The sequence below is a fragment of the Pseudomonas sp. TE31087 genome (genome assembly GCF_057284075.1).
The window spans coordinates 3,718,512-3,733,587 of the sequence record NZ_JBXVNN010000001.1 but is presented as its reverse complement, the minus strand read 5'-3'; the positions used below and the strand labels follow the sequence as shown (position 1 = coordinate 3,733,587).

Below are 15,076 nucleotides of genomic sequence, written 5' to 3'. Positions count from 1 at the left end.
AACCATGGGCGGGTGCAACTTGCAAATGAAAAATGGTTGCACCTCGTTCATGTTGTTGCATAGGATTCGCCGCCTGGGTGCAACCGTCGTGCGCGGCGGTCGCAAGAGATAAAAACAACGCCAGGGCACAACTCATGGGCAATCCACTAACGATCACCTTCGTGATCTACATTGCGGCAATGGTGCTGATCGGCTTCGCCGCCTATCGCTCCACCAAGAACCTTTCCGACTATATTCTCGGCGGCCGTAGTCTCGGCAGCGTGGTCACCGCGCTTTCCGCCGGCGCATCGGACATGAGCGGCTGGCTGTTGATGGGCCTGCCGGGCGCCATCTACTTCGCGGGCCTTTCCGAGGCCTGGATCGCCATCGGCCTGACCGTCGGCGCCTACCTGAACTGGCTGTTCGTCGCCGGCCGTCTGCGGGTGCAGACCGAGCACAACGGTGACGCCCTGACCCTGCCGGACTACTTCTCCAGCCGTTTCGAAGACCAGACCGGTCTGCTGCGGATCATCTCGGCGATTGTCATCCTGGTGTTCTTCACCATCTACTGCGCCTCCGGCATCGTCGCCGGCGCCCGCCTGTTCGAAAGCACCTTCGGCATGCCGTACGAAACCGCCCTGTGGGCCGGTGCCGCGGCGACTATCGCCTACACCTTCATCGGTGGTTTCCTGGCTGTAAGCTGGACCGATACCGTGCAGGCTTCGCTGATGATCTTCGCGCTGATCCTCACCCCGGTGATCGTGCTGATCTCCACTGGCGGCTTTGACCAGACCTTCGCTGCCATCGACGCGGTGAACCCGGCGCACTTCGACATGTTCAAGGGCGCGACCTTCATCGGCATCATCTCGCTGATGGGCTGGGGCCTTGGCTACTTCGGGCAGCCGCACATCCTGGCGCGCTTCATGGCCGCCGACTCGGTGAAGTCGATCACCAACGCCCGTCGCATCTCCATGACCTGGATGATCCTGTGCCTGGCCGGTACCTGCGCGGTCGGCTTCTTCGGCATCGCCTACTTCTCGGCGCACCCTGACCTGGCAGGTCCGGTCACCGAGAACCACGAGCGCGTGTTCATCGAGCTGGCCAAGATCCTGTTCAACCCGTGGATTGCCGGTATCCTGCTGTCGGCCATCCTGGCCGCTGTGATGAGCACCTTGAGCTGCCAGTTGCTGGTGTGCTCCAGTGCACTGACCGAGGACTTCTACAAGGCCTTCCTGCGCAAGAGCGCTTCGCAGAAGGAATTGGTCTGGGTCGGTCGCCTGATGGTCCTGGCTGTCGCGCTGATCGCCATTGCGATGGCCTCCAATCCGGAAAACCGTGTGCTGGGCCTGGTGGCCTACGCCTGGGCCGGCTTCGGTGCCGCCTTCGGTCCGGTGGTGCTGATCTCGGTGCTGTGGAAGGGCATGACCCGCAACGGCGCCCTGGCCGGTATCGTGGTCGGCGCGCTGACCGTGATCCTGTGGAAGAACTACGTGGACATGGGTCTGTACGAGATCATCCCGGGCTTCCTGTTCGCCAGCGTCGCCATCTTCGTGGTGAGCAAGCTGGGCAGTCCGTCGAACAGCATGGTTTCGCGTTTTGAAACTGCTGATGCGGCGTATCACGCCGACAAGTAACGCCTGCTGAATCGGCGTTGTCCCTATCGCGGGGCAAGCCCGCTCCCACGTGTCCTCGGGCATTTGTGGGAGCGGGCTTGCCCCGCGATGCTTTTTGCCGACTGCAAGGCAAGGTAAACTTGGCGCCCCCGCAGGAGTCCTCATGAACTATCGTCACGCCTTCCATGCCGGCAATCACGCCGACGTCCTCAAGCACATCGTGCTCACCCGCCTCATCGCCCTGATGTCGCGCAAGGAGCAGCCGTTCGCCTACATCGACACTCACGCTGGCCTGGGTCTCTACGACCTGCAGGGTGACCAGGCGAGCCGTACCGGCGAATACCTCGAGGGCGTGGCCCGCCTGTGGAACCGCGACGACCTGCCGGAAGCGGCCGCAGACTACCTGCGCATCATCAAGCGCCTGAACCCGGATGGCGAGCTGCGCTACTACCCGGGCTCGCCCGAGCTCGCGCGCCGCCTGATGCGCCAGCAGGACCGCGCCTTGCTCAACGAGAAGCACCCTGAAGATGGGGCGCTGCTCAAGGAGAACATGAAGAAAGATCCGCGGGTCACCGTTCACCTGGGTGAAGGCTGGCACATCCCGCGGGCGCTTCTGCCGGTGCAGGAAAAGCGCGCGATCATGCTGATCGACCCGCCGTTCGAGCAGGCCGACGAGCTCAAGCGCTGCACCGTGGCCATGAAAGAGGCGATCGGTCGCATGCGCCAGACTGTCGCGGCGATCTGGTATCCGATCAAGGACCAGCGCTCGCTGACCCGTTTCTACCAGGACCTGACCAGCACCGGCGCGCCGAAGCTGCTGCGGGTCGAGTTGTACGTGCATCACCAGGACAGCCCGCAGGGCCTGAACGGCTCGGGCCTGGCCATCGCCAACCCGCCTTGGGGCCTGGAAGATGAGCTCAAGACGCTGCTGCCGTGGCTGGCCAAGGAGCTGGCGCAGACCGCCGGCAGCTTGCGCATGGACTGGCTGATCGCCGAATAACCCGCACGAACCCTGTAGGAGCGGCCTGGTGCCGCGAAAGGGCTGCGCAGCGGCCCCGGATTTCATATGCGCCGCTGAAATTGCCGGGGCTGCTTCGCAGCCCTTTCGCGGCACCAGGCCGCTCCTACAAGGGGGCGGTGTGTCCGCCATCTTTGCGTTATAATCCCGCCCTTTAGCCGCCATCCGCCCGAATGGCCGTTGGCGCACTTCATACCGATTTGAGAGGCTAGACCCTTGGCACTGACGATTCTTGGCCTGTCCGGCGCCCTTAGCCATGACCCTTCCGCGGCCCTGTACATCGACGGCAAGCTGATTGCCGCCGCCGAAGAAGAGCGCTTCGTGCGTGACAAGCATGCGAAGAACCGCATGCCCTACGAGTCGGCGAAGTTCTGCCTGGAGCAGGCCGGCATCAAGCCGTCGGACGTCGACGTGGTGGCCATTCCGTTCGCCCCGATCAGCCTGTTCGGCAAGGCCCGCTGGCACTACGCCAAGCGCTACTGGTACGCCCCGGACCGCGCCCTGGACGCGCTGCTGATGGGCAACCGCCGCTACAAGCGCTACCGCAAGAAGATCGTCTGGTGCCTGGAGCAACTGGGCTTCGATCCGAAAAAGATCAAGATCGAGCCGGTCGAGCACCACCTGGCCCACGCCTCCAGCGCCTACCACTGCTCGGGTTTCAAAGAGAAAACCGCGATCCTCGGTATCGACGGCAAGGGCGAGTACGCCACCACTTTCTTCGGCTACGGCGAAAACGGCAAGATTCACAAGATCAAGGAATTCTTCGATCCGGACTCGCTGGGTGGCCTGTATGGCGCGATCACCGAGTTCCTCGGCTTCGAAATGCTCGATGGCGAGTTCAAGGTCATGGGCATGGCGCCGTATGGCGACGCCAGCAAGTATGACTTCTCGCGCCTGGCCAGCTTCGAAAACGGCGAGCTGGTGATCAACACCGAATACGCCAACGTCATCGGCCTGCGTCGCTATAAAGAGAAGGGCAAGGGCTTCTACTTCTCGCCCAAGCTGATCGAGTGGCTGGGCCCGAAACGTGAAGGCGACATCGCCGACGAGCCGTACATCCACTACGCCGCCAGCATGCAGGCGCTGTTCGAGAAGCTGGCCCTGCAGATGATCGACCATTACCTGGGCGACACGCTGAAAGAGACCGGCAAGCTGGCCTTCGCCGGCGGTTGCGCGTTGAACGTCAAGCTGAACCAGAAGATCATCGCCCGTGATGATGTGAAGGAGCTGTTCGTCCAGCCGGCCTCCGGCGACGCCGGTACCGCCGTTGGTGCGGCCGCCTACGTTTCCCACGCCCGTGGCGTGCCGGTCGAGAAGATGGAGCATGTCTACCTCGGCCCTGCGTTTTCCAACGAAGACGTGATCGCCGCCTGTGCCCGTCACCCGAGCCAGCCGAAATGGCGCAAGCTCGAGAACATGCCGGAGCAGATCGCCAAGATCATGGTCGATGGCAACCCGGTGGCCTGGTTCCAGGGTCGCATGGAGTTCGGTCCGCGCGCCCTGGGCGGTCGTTCGATCATTGGCTGCCCGAGCGTGGAAGGCGTGGCCGACCGCATCAACCATCAGATCAAGTTCCGCGAACGCTGGAGACCTTTCTGCCCGTCGATGCTCGACACCGTCGCGCCGCAGATGATCAAGATCGATCACCCCGCGCCATTCATGACCTTCACCTTCGAAGTCGCCGAAGAGTGGAAGACCCGCGTGCCGGAAGTCGTCCACGAGGACGGCACTTCGCGCGCCCAGGTGCTCAAGCGCGAGTACAACCCGCGCTACTACGACATGATGAAGGCGCTGGAAGACCTGACCGGCAACGGCGTGTCGCTGAACACCTCGCTGAACCGCCGCGGCGAACCGATGATCTGCTCGCCGACCGACGCCCTGAACATGTTCTTCGGCTCGGACCTGCAGTACCTGATCATGGAAGACATCCTGGTGGTCAAGGAAGGCGCCGCGCCGTATGACCAGCCGCTCTGAACCGCGCATCCTGCAGTTCTGCCATGGCTATGACGGGCCGTTCCTCGATTGTGCCCGTCAATACGCCAGCCTGTTCCAGGGCAGCGGCTACAAGGTCACTACCGTGTTCCTCACCGGGGCAGCCGACGCGAAAGTAGCGGCCGGCTGTGCCTCGGACGAGGTGCTGTTTCTCGAGTTCAGTTCCAAGGCCGTGCGCGGCCTGAAGCTGGGCGCGATCCGCGCGCTGCGCAAGATCGCCGCGCAGCGCAATTTCAGCTTTTGCATCGCCCACCGCTTCAAACCGATCTATGTTGCGCTGCTGGGGACCGGCTTGCCGGTAATCGGCGTGCACCATGCCTTCGGTGATTATGAGCGCAAGGGGCGGCGGCTGTTCGCCAACCTGTTCCGCAAGCGCCTGAGCCTGCTCGGTGTGTCGGATGCGGTGCGCGACGACATGCGACGCTGCCTGGGCCAGTGGCCGGCCGAGCGTATCCAGACCTTGTACAACCGCATCGATGTCGAGGCACTGCAGGCCAGCCTGGTGCCGCGTGACGAGGCGCGCCGGGCCTTGGGCCTGGATGAACGTGCCTGGGTGGTCGGTAACGTCGGTCGCCTGCATCCGGACAAGGACCAGGCCACGCTGCTGCGTGGTTTCGCCGAAGCCTTGCCGGGGTTGCCGGCCGGTGCACGCCTGGCGATCCTGGGCAAGGGGCGCCTCGAGGCGAAACTCAAGGCCCTGGCTGCCGAGTTGGGCATCGCCGGGCAGGTCGACTTCCTCGGCCAGGTGCCGGATGCACGCCGCTATTTCCGCGCTTTCGACGTGTTCGCCCTGAGCTCCGACCATGAGCCGTTCGGCATGGTCCTGCTCGAAGCCATGGTCGCTGGCGTGCCGGTGCTGGCCACCGCCTGTGGCGGCGCCCGGGAAGTGGTCGAGGGCGTGGGTGTGCTGTTCCCGCTGGGCGATGCCGCGCAGCTGGCCCAGGGCTTGAAGCACATGGCCGGACTGGACGCGCAGCAGCGCGAGGCATGCGCCGGGCATATGCTGCAGCGCCTGCAGCAGCGCTTCAGTGACTCGGCAGTGCGGGATGCCTTCTGGCAACTGCCGCACGTCCGCGCGCTGATGGCGGAGGCCTGATGCTCAATCATCTCAAGGCCTGGCGTGAGCGCGGCTGGCAAGTGATCGATGCGGCCGCCTACAACGAAGCCTGGCAGCGTTTTGGCGGCAGTGTCGCCACGCACCCGTTGGTGATCGAGCAACTGGCGGACCTGGCCGGGATCCCGGTGCGTTACCTGGGCTGGTTTCAGGGCGCCGAGCTCAAGGCCGCGCTGCCAACCTGGGGGCGCCACCTGGCGCTGTCCAAGGACGTGCTCAAGCGTGAAGGCAAGAAAGGCCTGTTCGACCTGGGCAATGCCGAGATCATCCTGCCAGCCGCCGCCGATGCCGGGGCGCCACTGCGCCACGCCGGTCGCTACCTGTCGGAGTTGAACCAGGGCCGTTTCGCCGGCCTGAAGGCACAACCTGAGCAGTTGGCCATGGCGCGGCCCCATGAAGATCTGTCGAAGAAATTCCGCTACAACCAGCGTCGTGAGCTGCGCCTGCTGGAAGAGGCGGGTGGCCAGGTGCGACCGATCGGCGATTTCACTGCAGCCGAGATCGCCGCGATGTACTGTGACTTGTTCCAGCGTCGCTGGGGCTTCCCGGCCACCGGCGCGGCCCGCATGGCAGAGGTGGTCGAGCGCCTGCGCGAGCTGCTGATCGGTTCGGTGCTGTTCCTTGAAGGGGCGCCCATCGCCATTCAACTGGTGTATCGCGTCGAGGCGCCGCAATGGATCAGCGTCGAATATGTAAACGGCGGTGTCGATCCAGAGACCAAGGCTTTCAGCCCTGGTAGCGTATTGAGCTTCCTCAATACCCAGGCCGCCTGGGAGGATGCCAATACCCGCGGCAAGGCGCTGCGGTTCTCGTTCGGTCGGTCCGACCGGGAGTACAAGGATCGTTGGTGCAACCCCGTCAACGTCTTCCAGGTCTGAACATGAGCGCCAACAAACAGCAACTGCTCAAACGCCATCGCAAGCGCAAACGGGTGATCCTGCTGCTGGCGCTGGTCGTGCTGCTGTTCTCGGCGCTGTGGGCGCTGTGGCTGCCGCCCGTGCTCGCGGTGCTGCTGTGGGTGGCTCATGAGGCCTGGTTTTCCGACCACCTCTTCTATGTGCCGGGCAGCGACTACCAGTACGACCTGCAAGCCAGCGAGCGTCATGCGCTGCGCAGCCAGGGTGGGGTGCTGGCCTTGCCGGGCGATTGCACGCTGGACGGTAGCGAGACCCTGTTGTTGCGGGTGAGCCTGCGCGCCGGCTGGTTGGGGCGGCTGTTCGATCCGGCAGTACGTATCGACGGTGGTGTCGCCGATTACCAGGCCTTCGAGCGGGGTGTGAGAGGTGTGCGCTACCTGAACCTGAGTGGGCAGGCCGAGGCGCTGAACGCCGGGCAGTTGCGCCTGAGTGGTCGCCATTGTCGCGTAGCACCCGAGATGGAGTTGCTGGTGTTGCGTCACCCCGACTACCTGGCTGGCACCCTGATGGTTATCGCCCCCCATGCCGACGATGCCGAGCTGGCGGCATTCGCTGCCTATTCCCGGGCGAAGAGCAGCTGGATCGTGACCCTCACCGCTGGCGAGATCGAGAACGAGTACTACCGTGACACCTTCGGCCTCGACCTGGCCGAGGCGGCCCGGCTCAAGGGCCAATTGCGCAGTTGGGACAGCGTCGCCGTGCCGCGTTGGGCCGGCGTGCCTTCCAGTCAATCCGTGCAGTTGGGCTATTTCTGCATGCAGTTGCCTGCCATGCAGGCCGAGCCCGAGGCATCGATCCCGTCGCGCGAGGCGGACCTGGCCGACACCCGGCCATTCCGTCGTTTCAACGAAGTCGCGTTGCAAAGCGATGCCGATGGCCGGCCGAGTTGGACCAACCTGGTCCAGGACCTGCGCGAGCTCATCGAGCGCGCGCGTCCGGCAACCATCGTGATGCCGCATCCGACCCTCGATCCGCACCCGGACCATGTGTGTGCCCATGACGCCTTGCAGCAGGCGTTGCAGAGCGCCGACTGGCGGCCTGAAACCCTGCTGTTCTACGCCAACCACCTGCACGACAATGACCGTTGGCCGATGGGTGATGCCGGTACCGGTGTACCTTTGCCACCCTTCTTCGATGCCGGCATGCCCATGCGCCCTTGGGTGCTTGGGGTGGATGCGCAAGAGCAGAGGCAAAAGGCCATCGCTTTGGGTATGATGCACGACCTGCAGCCCGCGGCCCCGCTCAAGCGCCGAATCCGTCGCTTCCTGCAGCGCTGCCTCGCCGCCCGGCGCTGGCCCGCATTCGGTGAAAATGAATTCTTCCGCAAGGCCGTACGGCGCCACGAACTGCTGTGGGTCGGCACAATGATCGACAAGAGAGAACCACGGTGAAAGTCCTGTTCCTGGTCCAGAAAGAGCAACGCGCCATCCTGGACCGTCTGTACGAAGGCATCGCGGCCGACTGCGAGTGCGATATCCGTTGGTTGACCGGTGACGAGCAGGCCGATCTGCGCAGCTATTTCCGCGAGCATGTGCAGGTCGAGCAGTACGACCGCATCCTGTTCTTCCTGCGGTTCAAGAAAGAGATCCGCCAGGCACGCTTCATTCGGACGATCCCGAACCTGGTGATCCTCGAGCACGACGCCTACCAGAACTACATTCCCTGCAAGTACACCGGCAAATTCAGCGAGTACTACCGCCAGCTGCCATGGGCGCGCATCATCACCTCAGGCGCGGTGGTCACCCGACGCCTGCGCGATGAAGGCTTCGACGCGATCTTCGTGCCCAAGGGTTACGACCAGGCGCTGCTGCGCAATGAAAACCATGAGCGTGATATCGAGTTGGCGTTCGTCGGCAGCCTGCGCAGCGTGGCCTACTCCGGGCGCAAGCAGATGCTCGAGTCGATTGCGGCGGTGGAAAACCTGCTGATCACCCGTACCAAATCCGGCGAGGAGTACAGTCGGACTCTCAGCCGCATCCGCTTTTTCGTCAGTGCCGATGTCGGCATGGGCGAGTACATGATCAAGAACTTCGAAGCCATGGCCTGTGGCTGCGTCCTGTTCGCCTATGACCAGGGCGAGGAAGAGAACCAGGCGCTGGGCTTCGTCGACATGCACAATATCGTGCTCTACCGCGACCTCGAGCAGTTGCGCGAGAAGCTCGCCCGGCTGCGTGGCGATCTCGCCCTGGCCGAGCGTATCTCGCGCAATGGCCAGCAGTTGGCCGAGCAGCGCTATACCTTCCACGCGCTCGGGCAGGCGATCACCGAGGCCATGCGCGCGCCGCTGCGCCCGGCCGCGAAGCCTGGCCTGCTGGAGCGTGTGCTGCTGGCCATCGGCCTGTCGCGTTAAGCCCTACACACATCGAGGAAGCCATGATCTTCAGTGAAAACAGCGAGATCACACTGGTGGTGACCAGCTGTGGTCGATTCGAACTGCTCAAGCGCACGCTCGAAAGTTTCGACCGCTACAACACGGCGCCCATCCGTGAAGTCTTCATCACCGAAGACTCCGGTGACGAGGCGGTGCGTGGCTGCATCCCGGAACACTGGCGCGAGCACACCACCTTCATCGTCAACAATCCCAAGCTTGGGCAGTTGCGCTCGGTGGACGCCGCCTATTCGCAGATCAAGACCTTCTGGGTGTTCCATTGCGAGGATGACTGGGCCTTCTATCGCCCGGGGTTCATCGAGGAATCCCAGGCACTGCTGGAGGCCGACCCGCAAGCGTTGCAGGTCTGGCTGCGCAGCTTCAATCATGACCTGCAGGTGCACAGCCCCTATGTGTTCCTGGAGGAGCGCCAGGTGCTGCAGGGCATCGCTTTCCACAAGCTGGGCTCGCACAAGGCGGAATGGCAGGGGTTCTCGTTCAACCCGGGCCTGCGCAGGCTGGCCGACTACCAGGCACATGCACCGTACGCCTCGCATTCCGGCGAGAAGAGCTTGTCGCGGTTGTACGCCGAGCGCGACCGCTATGCGTTGATCCTGGAGAACGACGCCGTGCTGCATACCGGTTTCGGCGAGCATGTGGAAATGGCGGAAGAGAAAATCAAGAAGGCACGGCGCAAGCGCATGGATCGCATTCGTCTGTTGGGCGTGCTGGTTATCGGACTATTGCTGGGATGGGTGTTGAAGGATGTTTGAAGGGATTGGTAACGACAACCGCACGAGCAGGCGTTACTTCAGCGCTGCGCTGATCATGTTCCTGGCCAGCTTCGTGTTGATGGCCTCATCGAAATGGACCAACAACATTTTCTACGCCTTCATCGCGTTGCCTGGCCTGGTGTTCCTGGTCAAGGAGCGTGGCGCGGGGCTGTTTGGCGACAAGCTTGGGCTGGTGTGGCTGGTATTCCTGCTGTGGTTCCTGGTACCCGCAGCGATTGCTGGCGATGGGCAGTTCTACAAGCACATTGCTTATGTAGCGCTCTTTGTCTTTGCCGTGGCAGGGCTGACGAATCAGGGCTTCTTCCGCTCTGAAGTGTTCGCGCGTGCGCTGTTCTGGATCATCTGCCTTTACATTTTCGGCTATTCGGCGTTTGCCTACCTGACCGGCATCTACGCCTTGGGTGAGCGGGTCAGCCTGATGCCCGCGCGCATGCAGAACGTGATCTACACCAGTATATGGCTGCTCTGTGCGCTGGCGCTGGCCATGCCGGGGTGGTTGCACCGTCGTCGCTGGGTCGAAGCGTTTGCCGCCGTGGCGCTGTCGGTGGTGGCGATTACCTTCGTCCTGCAGACGCGTACCGCGATGGTCGGCGCGGCGTTCCTGTTTGCCGCCTGGGCGTGCTGGGCGCTGTGGCGCTTCCCGCGCGTGGCCGGCAGTTGGCTGCTGGTATTCGCGGTACTTGGCGGCATAGCCCTCTGGTTGGTGAAGGACATGGCCTGGTTCCATTCGCTGTTCGAGCGCGGTGATTCCTATCGCGGCGAGTTGTTCCACGTGATGGTCGGCGAGTGGCAGAACTGTGGCTGGATGGTCGGCTGCGGCGTCGAGTTCCATACCGACAAGCTGCTGAGCGGCTTCATGCCGATCCAGCATCCACACAATATCTTCGTTGCCCTGGGCCTCTACACCGGTGGCGTCTCGCTGGTCCTGTTCCTGGTCATCGTGGTGATGACCCTGGTCCAGGCCTTGCGCCTTCGTGACCCTTGGGGCATGTACCTGGCCTGTGCCCTGGTAATGCTCAACTTCGATGGCAGCAAGCTGATCGGCAACCCTGACGAGCTGTGGCCATTGGTCCTGTTGCCGGCAGCCATGGTGCTGGGCCGTGGGTTGCAGCAGCGACGTTCGAACTGATGATGAAGATGGCCGCCTCCGGGCGGCCATTATCGTTCAGGCCAGTGCGTTGGCCAGGTCCTGGCGGCGGCAGACCTGCTGGCTGGCGAGATAGGCTTCGATGAAGGCGTTGTCGCCGTCACCCAGCAACCACGCCCGATCTTCCCGGTAACGCAGCATATGACGGAAGTTGCGCTGGCGTTGTGAGCGGCGAAGTGGCTTGCGGTACATGCGCAGGTCGGCGACGTCGATCAACCCCAGCTTGCCTTCGGGCGTCAGCACCACGTTGCCCAGGTGCGCGGAGCGGAAGTACACCCCCGCTTCATGAAGCGCCGCGATGAAACGTCCGAGCTGGTCGCGCAAGCCTGGGTGGTTGCCGGGTTGCTCCAGCAGTTGGCGCAGCGTATGACCGGGTAGCGGGTCATAGTGCACGGCATCGCGGGCAATCTCGGCGATACGGTAAACCGCCTTGACCTGCGGGCAGGGGATGCCGCGTTCGGCCAGGGCCTGGCAGTTGTCGGCGAAACGCCGGGCGTAGGGATACCAGGCCGCCGAGCTGATCAGGCGCTTGCGGCGGAACAGCTTGAGCATCGAACCGTCGCTCAGGCGCAGGACCTTGTCGCCAGTCCCGTCGGCCTCGAGGACGTGGGCGCCCTCGCGCAGGGCAAGGTAACGGGCGTGGTCAAGTGCGTGCATCAAGCCTCCGGGGCCAGGGTTCGGAACAGCCGTCTATCTTAACCTGTGGCGGGCGGTGCAAGACACCGTGTGTGGTATAATCCCGACTCTTTTTGACCCGACGGATTCTCATGACAGTTCCCGAATCGTCTTCCCCCGCAAGCCTGAAGATCTATCTGCGCCTGCTGGGCTATGTCAAACCCTACATCGGCATCTTCCTGCTGAGCATCGTCGGCTTCGTGATCTTCGCCTCGACCCAGCCGATGCTGGCCGGGATCCTCAAGTATTTCGTCGATGGGCTGAGCAATCCGCAGGCGGTGCTGTTCCCCGACGTGCCCTACCTGCGCGACCTGCAGTTGCTGCAGGCGGTACCGCTGCTGATCATCCTGATTGCCGCCTGGCAGGGCCTGGGTTCGTTCCTCGGCAACTACTACCTGTCCAAGGTCTCGCTGTGCCTGGTGCACGACCTGCGGGTCGAGCTGTTCAACAAGTTGCTGGTCCTGCCCAACCGCTACTTCGACAACCACAATTCCGGGCATCTGATCTCGCGCATCACCTTCAACGTGACCATGGTCACCGGCGCCGCCACCGATGCCATCAAGGTAGTCATTCGTGAGGGCCTGACGGTGGTGTTCCTGTTTGCCTACCTGCTGTGGATGAACTGGAAGCTGACCCTGGTGATGGTGGCGATCCTGCCGCTGATCGCGGTGATGGTGAGCACCGCCAGCAAGAAATTCCGCAAGCAGAGCAAGAAGATCCAGGTGGCCATGGGCGACGTTACCCACGTGGCCTCCGAGACCATCCAGGGTTACCGCGTGGTGCGCAGCTTCGGTGGCGAAAGCTACGAGGAGCGCCGCTTCGAGAAGGCCAGCCAGAGCAACACCGACAAGCAACTGCGCATGACCAAGACCGGCGCGCTGTACACGCCGATGCTGCAACTGGTGATCTACACCGCCATGGCCGCGCTGATGTTCCTGGTGCTGTTCCTGCGTGGCGAGGCTTCTGCGGGTGACCTGGTGGCCTACATCACCGCGGCAGGCCTTCTGCCCAAGCCGATTCGCCAGCTCTCCGAAGTCAGCTCGACCATCCAGAAGGGCCTTGCCGGCGCCGAGAGCATTTTCGAGCAACTGGACGAGAAGCCCGAAGTCGACAACGGCACCATCGAGAAAGAGCGGGTCGAGGGGCGCCTGGACGTGCGCAACCTCAGCTTCACCTACCCGGGTACCGAACGTCAGGTGCTCAGCAATATCAGCTTCACCGCCGAGCCCGGGCAGATGATCGCCCTGGTAGGTCGCTCGGGCAGTGGCAAGTCGACGCTGGCGGCGTTGATCCCGCGCTTCTACCACCATACGGAAGGGCAGATCCTGCTCGACGGCGTGGAGATCGAGGAATACCGCCTGCGCAACCTGCGCCGCCATGTTTCCCAGGTGACCCAGCATGTCACCTTGTTCAACGACACCGTGGCCAACAACATCGCCTACGGCGATCTGGCCGGCGCGCCGCGCGCGGATATCGAGGCCGCCGCCGCCGATGCCTATGCCAAGGAGTTCGTCGACCAGTTGCCCAAGGGCTTCGATACCGAAGTCGGCGAGAACGGTGTGCTGCTTTCCGGCGGCCAGCGCCAGCGCCTGGCGATTGCCCGGGCCTTGCTCAAGAATGCGCCGCTGCTGATTCTCGACGAGGCCACCTCGGCCCTGGATACCGAGTCTGAACGGCATATCCAGGCGGCGCTGGATCATGTGATGGAGGGGCGCACCACCCTGGTGATCGCGCACCGTCTGTCGACCATCGAGAAGGCCGACCTGATCCTGGTCATGGACCAGGGGCGTCTGGTGGAGCGCGGCACACACGCCGAACTGCTCCAGGCCAATGGCCATTACGCCCGTCTGCACGCCATGGGGCTGGACGAGGCCGAAAAGGCCAACATCACCTGAGTCAGCGTCACGGCGAGGCCTGGCAGGCCTCGCCGGTCAATCGATACAGCATCGCTGCGGTTGGCCATAAAGCCCTGCGCATCCCTGTGCTAATATCCTGCCCCTGTTCACTTTTCCAAAAATGGGTTGCCCATGAAGTTGTCCATGCCGCGTTTCGATCAAGCCCCGGTACTGGTGGTCGGCGATGTCATGCTCGACCGCTACTGGCATGGCGGTACTTCGCGTATTTCGCCTGAAGCGCCGGTGCCGGTGGTCAAGGTCGATCAGATCGAGGATCGCCCCGGCGGCGCGGCCAACGTGGCCTTGAACATCGCCGCCCTTGGCGCGCCGGCCGCGCTGGTCGGGGTCACCGGCCAGGACGAGGCTGCCGATAGCCTCGCCAACAGCCTGCACGCTGCCGGTGTACGCTCGATCTTCCAGCGCATCGCTCACCAGCCGACCATCGTCAAGCTGCGGGTGATGAGCCGTCACCAGCAACTGCTGCGTATCGACTTCGAAGAGCCGTTCGCCACCGACCCGCTGTCGCTGGGCGCGGAGGTCGATGCCTTGCTCGAAGGTATCAAGGTGCTGGTGCTGTCCGACTACGGCAAGGGTGCACTGCAGAACCATCAGGCGCTGATCCAGGCTGCCCGCAGCAAGGGCATCCCGGTGCTGGCCGACCCCAAGGGCAAGGATTTCTCGATCTACCGCGGTGCCAGCCTGATCACCCCGAACCTCAGCGAATTCGAGACCATCGTTGGCCGTTGCACCGATGAAACCGAGCTGGTCGCCAAAGGCCTGAAGCTGCTCGAAGAGCTGGACCTGGGCGCACTGCTGGTGACCCGTGGCGAGCACGGCATGACCCTGCTGCGCACCGGCCACCCGGCTTTGCACCTGCCGGCCCGCGCTCGCGAGGTGTTCGATGTCACTGGTGCCGGTGATACGGTGATCTCCACGCTCGCCGCCGCCATTGCCGCAGGCGAAGACCTGCCGCATGCCGTCGCCCTGGCCAACCTGGCCGCCGGTATCGTGGTCGGCAAGCTGGGTACCGCTGCCATCAGCGCCCCCGAGCTGCGTCGCGCCATCCAGCGTGAAGAGGGCTCGGAGCGGGGTGTGCTGGGGCTGGAGCAACTGCTGCTGGCCATCGATGATGCCCGTGCGCACAACGAGAAGATCGTCTTCACCAACGGCTGTTTCGATATCCTTCACGCGGGTCACGTGACCTACCTGGAACAGGCTCGCGCCCAGGGCGACCGGCTGATCGTTGCCATCAACGACGATGCCTCGGTCAGCCGCCTGAAGGGCCCGGGCCGGCCGATCAACAGCGTCGACCGACGCATGGCCGTGCTGGCTGGCCTCGGTGCGGTGGACTGGGTCATCAGCTTCCCCGAGGACACGCCGGAGAACCTGCTGCGCCAGGTCAAGCCGGATGTACTGGTCAAGGGGGGGGACTACGGTATCGAGCAGGTGGTCGGCGCCGATATCGTCAAGGCCTACGGCGGCACGGTGAAGGTGCTGGGCCTGGTGGAGAATAGCTCGACCACGGCGATCGTCGAGAAGATCCGCAAGCACTGATACGTTGCAA

General features: G+C 63.5%; 12 protein-coding genes. 11 read left to right on the top strand and 1 reads right to left on the bottom strand.

Going from position 1 to position 15,076, the window contains the following annotated elements; translation table 11 throughout:
- Nucleotides 1-134 precede the first annotated feature (134 nt).
- The 9 genes from putP (at nucleotide 135) to ACZ899_RS16795 (ending at nucleotide 10,924) form a co-directional block, all read left to right on the top strand.
- Complete coding sequence (gene putP / locus ACZ899_RS16835) at nucleotides 135-1,613, top strand: sodium/proline symporter PutP (RefSeq protein WP_234562692.1); 1,479 nt, start codon at nucleotides 135-137, stop codon at nucleotides 1,611-1,613.
- Nucleotides 1,614-1,755: 142 nt separating this feature from the next.
- A complete protein-coding gene (locus tag ACZ899_RS16830; protein ID WP_203648224.1) occupies nucleotides 1,756-2,592 on the top strand; it encodes a 23S rRNA (adenine(2030)-N(6))-methyltransferase RlmJ in 837 nt (278 codons plus the stop codon).
- A gap of 234 nt (nucleotides 2,593-2,826) precedes the next feature.
- Nucleotides 2,827-4,584, top strand: coding sequence for a carbamoyltransferase family protein (locus ACZ899_RS16825; RefSeq protein ID WP_234562691.1), 1,758 nt, complete (start codon nucleotides 2,827-2,829; stop codon nucleotides 4,582-4,584).
- Nucleotides 4,568-5,698 carry a glycosyltransferase gene (locus ACZ899_RS16820; RefSeq protein WP_232856302.1) on the top strand — a complete coding sequence of 377 codons (1,131 nt, stop codon included), beginning with the start codon at nucleotides 4,568-4,570 and terminating at the stop codon, nucleotides 5,696-5,698. Before ACZ899_RS16825 ends, ACZ899_RS16820 begins: the two co-directional genes overlap by 17 nt.
- Nucleotides 5,698-6,594: an antimicrobial resistance protein Mig-14 gene (locus tag ACZ899_RS16815; protein WP_234562690.1), complete on the top strand. Its 897-nt coding sequence runs from the start codon at nucleotides 5,698-5,700 to the stop codon at nucleotides 6,592-6,594. The genes ACZ899_RS16820 and ACZ899_RS16815 overlap by 1 nt, the downstream gene beginning before the upstream one ends.
- A 2-nt stretch (nucleotides 6,595-6,596) precedes the next feature.
- Nucleotides 6,597-8,024 (top strand): PIG-L deacetylase family protein, encoded by a 1,428-nt coding sequence (locus tag ACZ899_RS16810; RefSeq protein WP_234562689.1) that lies wholly within the window; start codon nucleotides 6,597-6,599, stop codon nucleotides 8,022-8,024.
- Nucleotides 8,021-8,983, top strand: a complete 963-nt coding sequence (locus ACZ899_RS16805) for a glycosyltransferase family protein (protein WP_203648219.1) — start codon at nucleotides 8,021-8,023, stop codon at nucleotides 8,981-8,983. Before ACZ899_RS16810 ends, ACZ899_RS16805 begins: the two co-directional genes overlap by 4 nt.
- Before the next feature lie 23 nt (nucleotides 8,984-9,006).
- Nucleotides 9,007-9,774 (top strand): glycosyltransferase family 2 protein, encoded by a 768-nt coding sequence (locus ACZ899_RS16800; RefSeq protein WP_203648218.1) that lies wholly within the window; start codon nucleotides 9,007-9,009, stop codon nucleotides 9,772-9,774.
- Nucleotides 9,767-10,924 (top strand): O-antigen ligase domain-containing protein, encoded by a 1,158-nt coding sequence (locus tag ACZ899_RS16795; protein ID WP_234562688.1) that lies wholly within the window; start codon nucleotides 9,767-9,769, stop codon nucleotides 10,922-10,924. Before ACZ899_RS16800 ends, ACZ899_RS16795 begins: the two co-directional genes overlap by 8 nt.
- Before the next feature lie 36 nt (nucleotides 10,925-10,960).
- On the opposite strand, the gene ACZ899_RS16790 is transcribed toward ACZ899_RS16795, so the two are convergent.
- Nucleotides 10,961-11,599: a phosphotransferase gene (locus tag ACZ899_RS16790; RefSeq protein WP_234562687.1), complete on the bottom strand. Its 639-nt coding sequence runs from the start codon at nucleotides 11,597-11,599 to the stop codon at nucleotides 10,961-10,963.
- 110 nt (nucleotides 11,600-11,709) lie between these two features.
- Here ACZ899_RS16790 and msbA point away from each other — a divergent pair, with 110 nt between their 5' ends.
- Nucleotides 11,710-13,512, top strand: coding sequence for a lipid A export permease/ATP-binding protein MsbA (gene msbA, locus ACZ899_RS16785; RefSeq protein WP_203648215.1), 1,803 nt, complete (start codon nucleotides 11,710-11,712; stop codon nucleotides 13,510-13,512).
- A gap of 132 nt (nucleotides 13,513-13,644) precedes the next feature.
- Nucleotides 13,645-15,066 carry a bifunctional D-glycero-beta-D-manno-heptose-7-phosphate kinase/D-glycero-beta-D-manno-heptose 1-phosphate adenylyltransferase HldE gene (gene hldE, locus ACZ899_RS16780; protein ID WP_234562686.1) on the top strand — a complete coding sequence of 474 codons (1,422 nt, stop codon included), beginning with the start codon at nucleotides 13,645-13,647 and terminating at the stop codon, nucleotides 15,064-15,066.
- The last annotated feature ends 10 nt before the right edge of the window (nucleotides 15,067-15,076 follow it).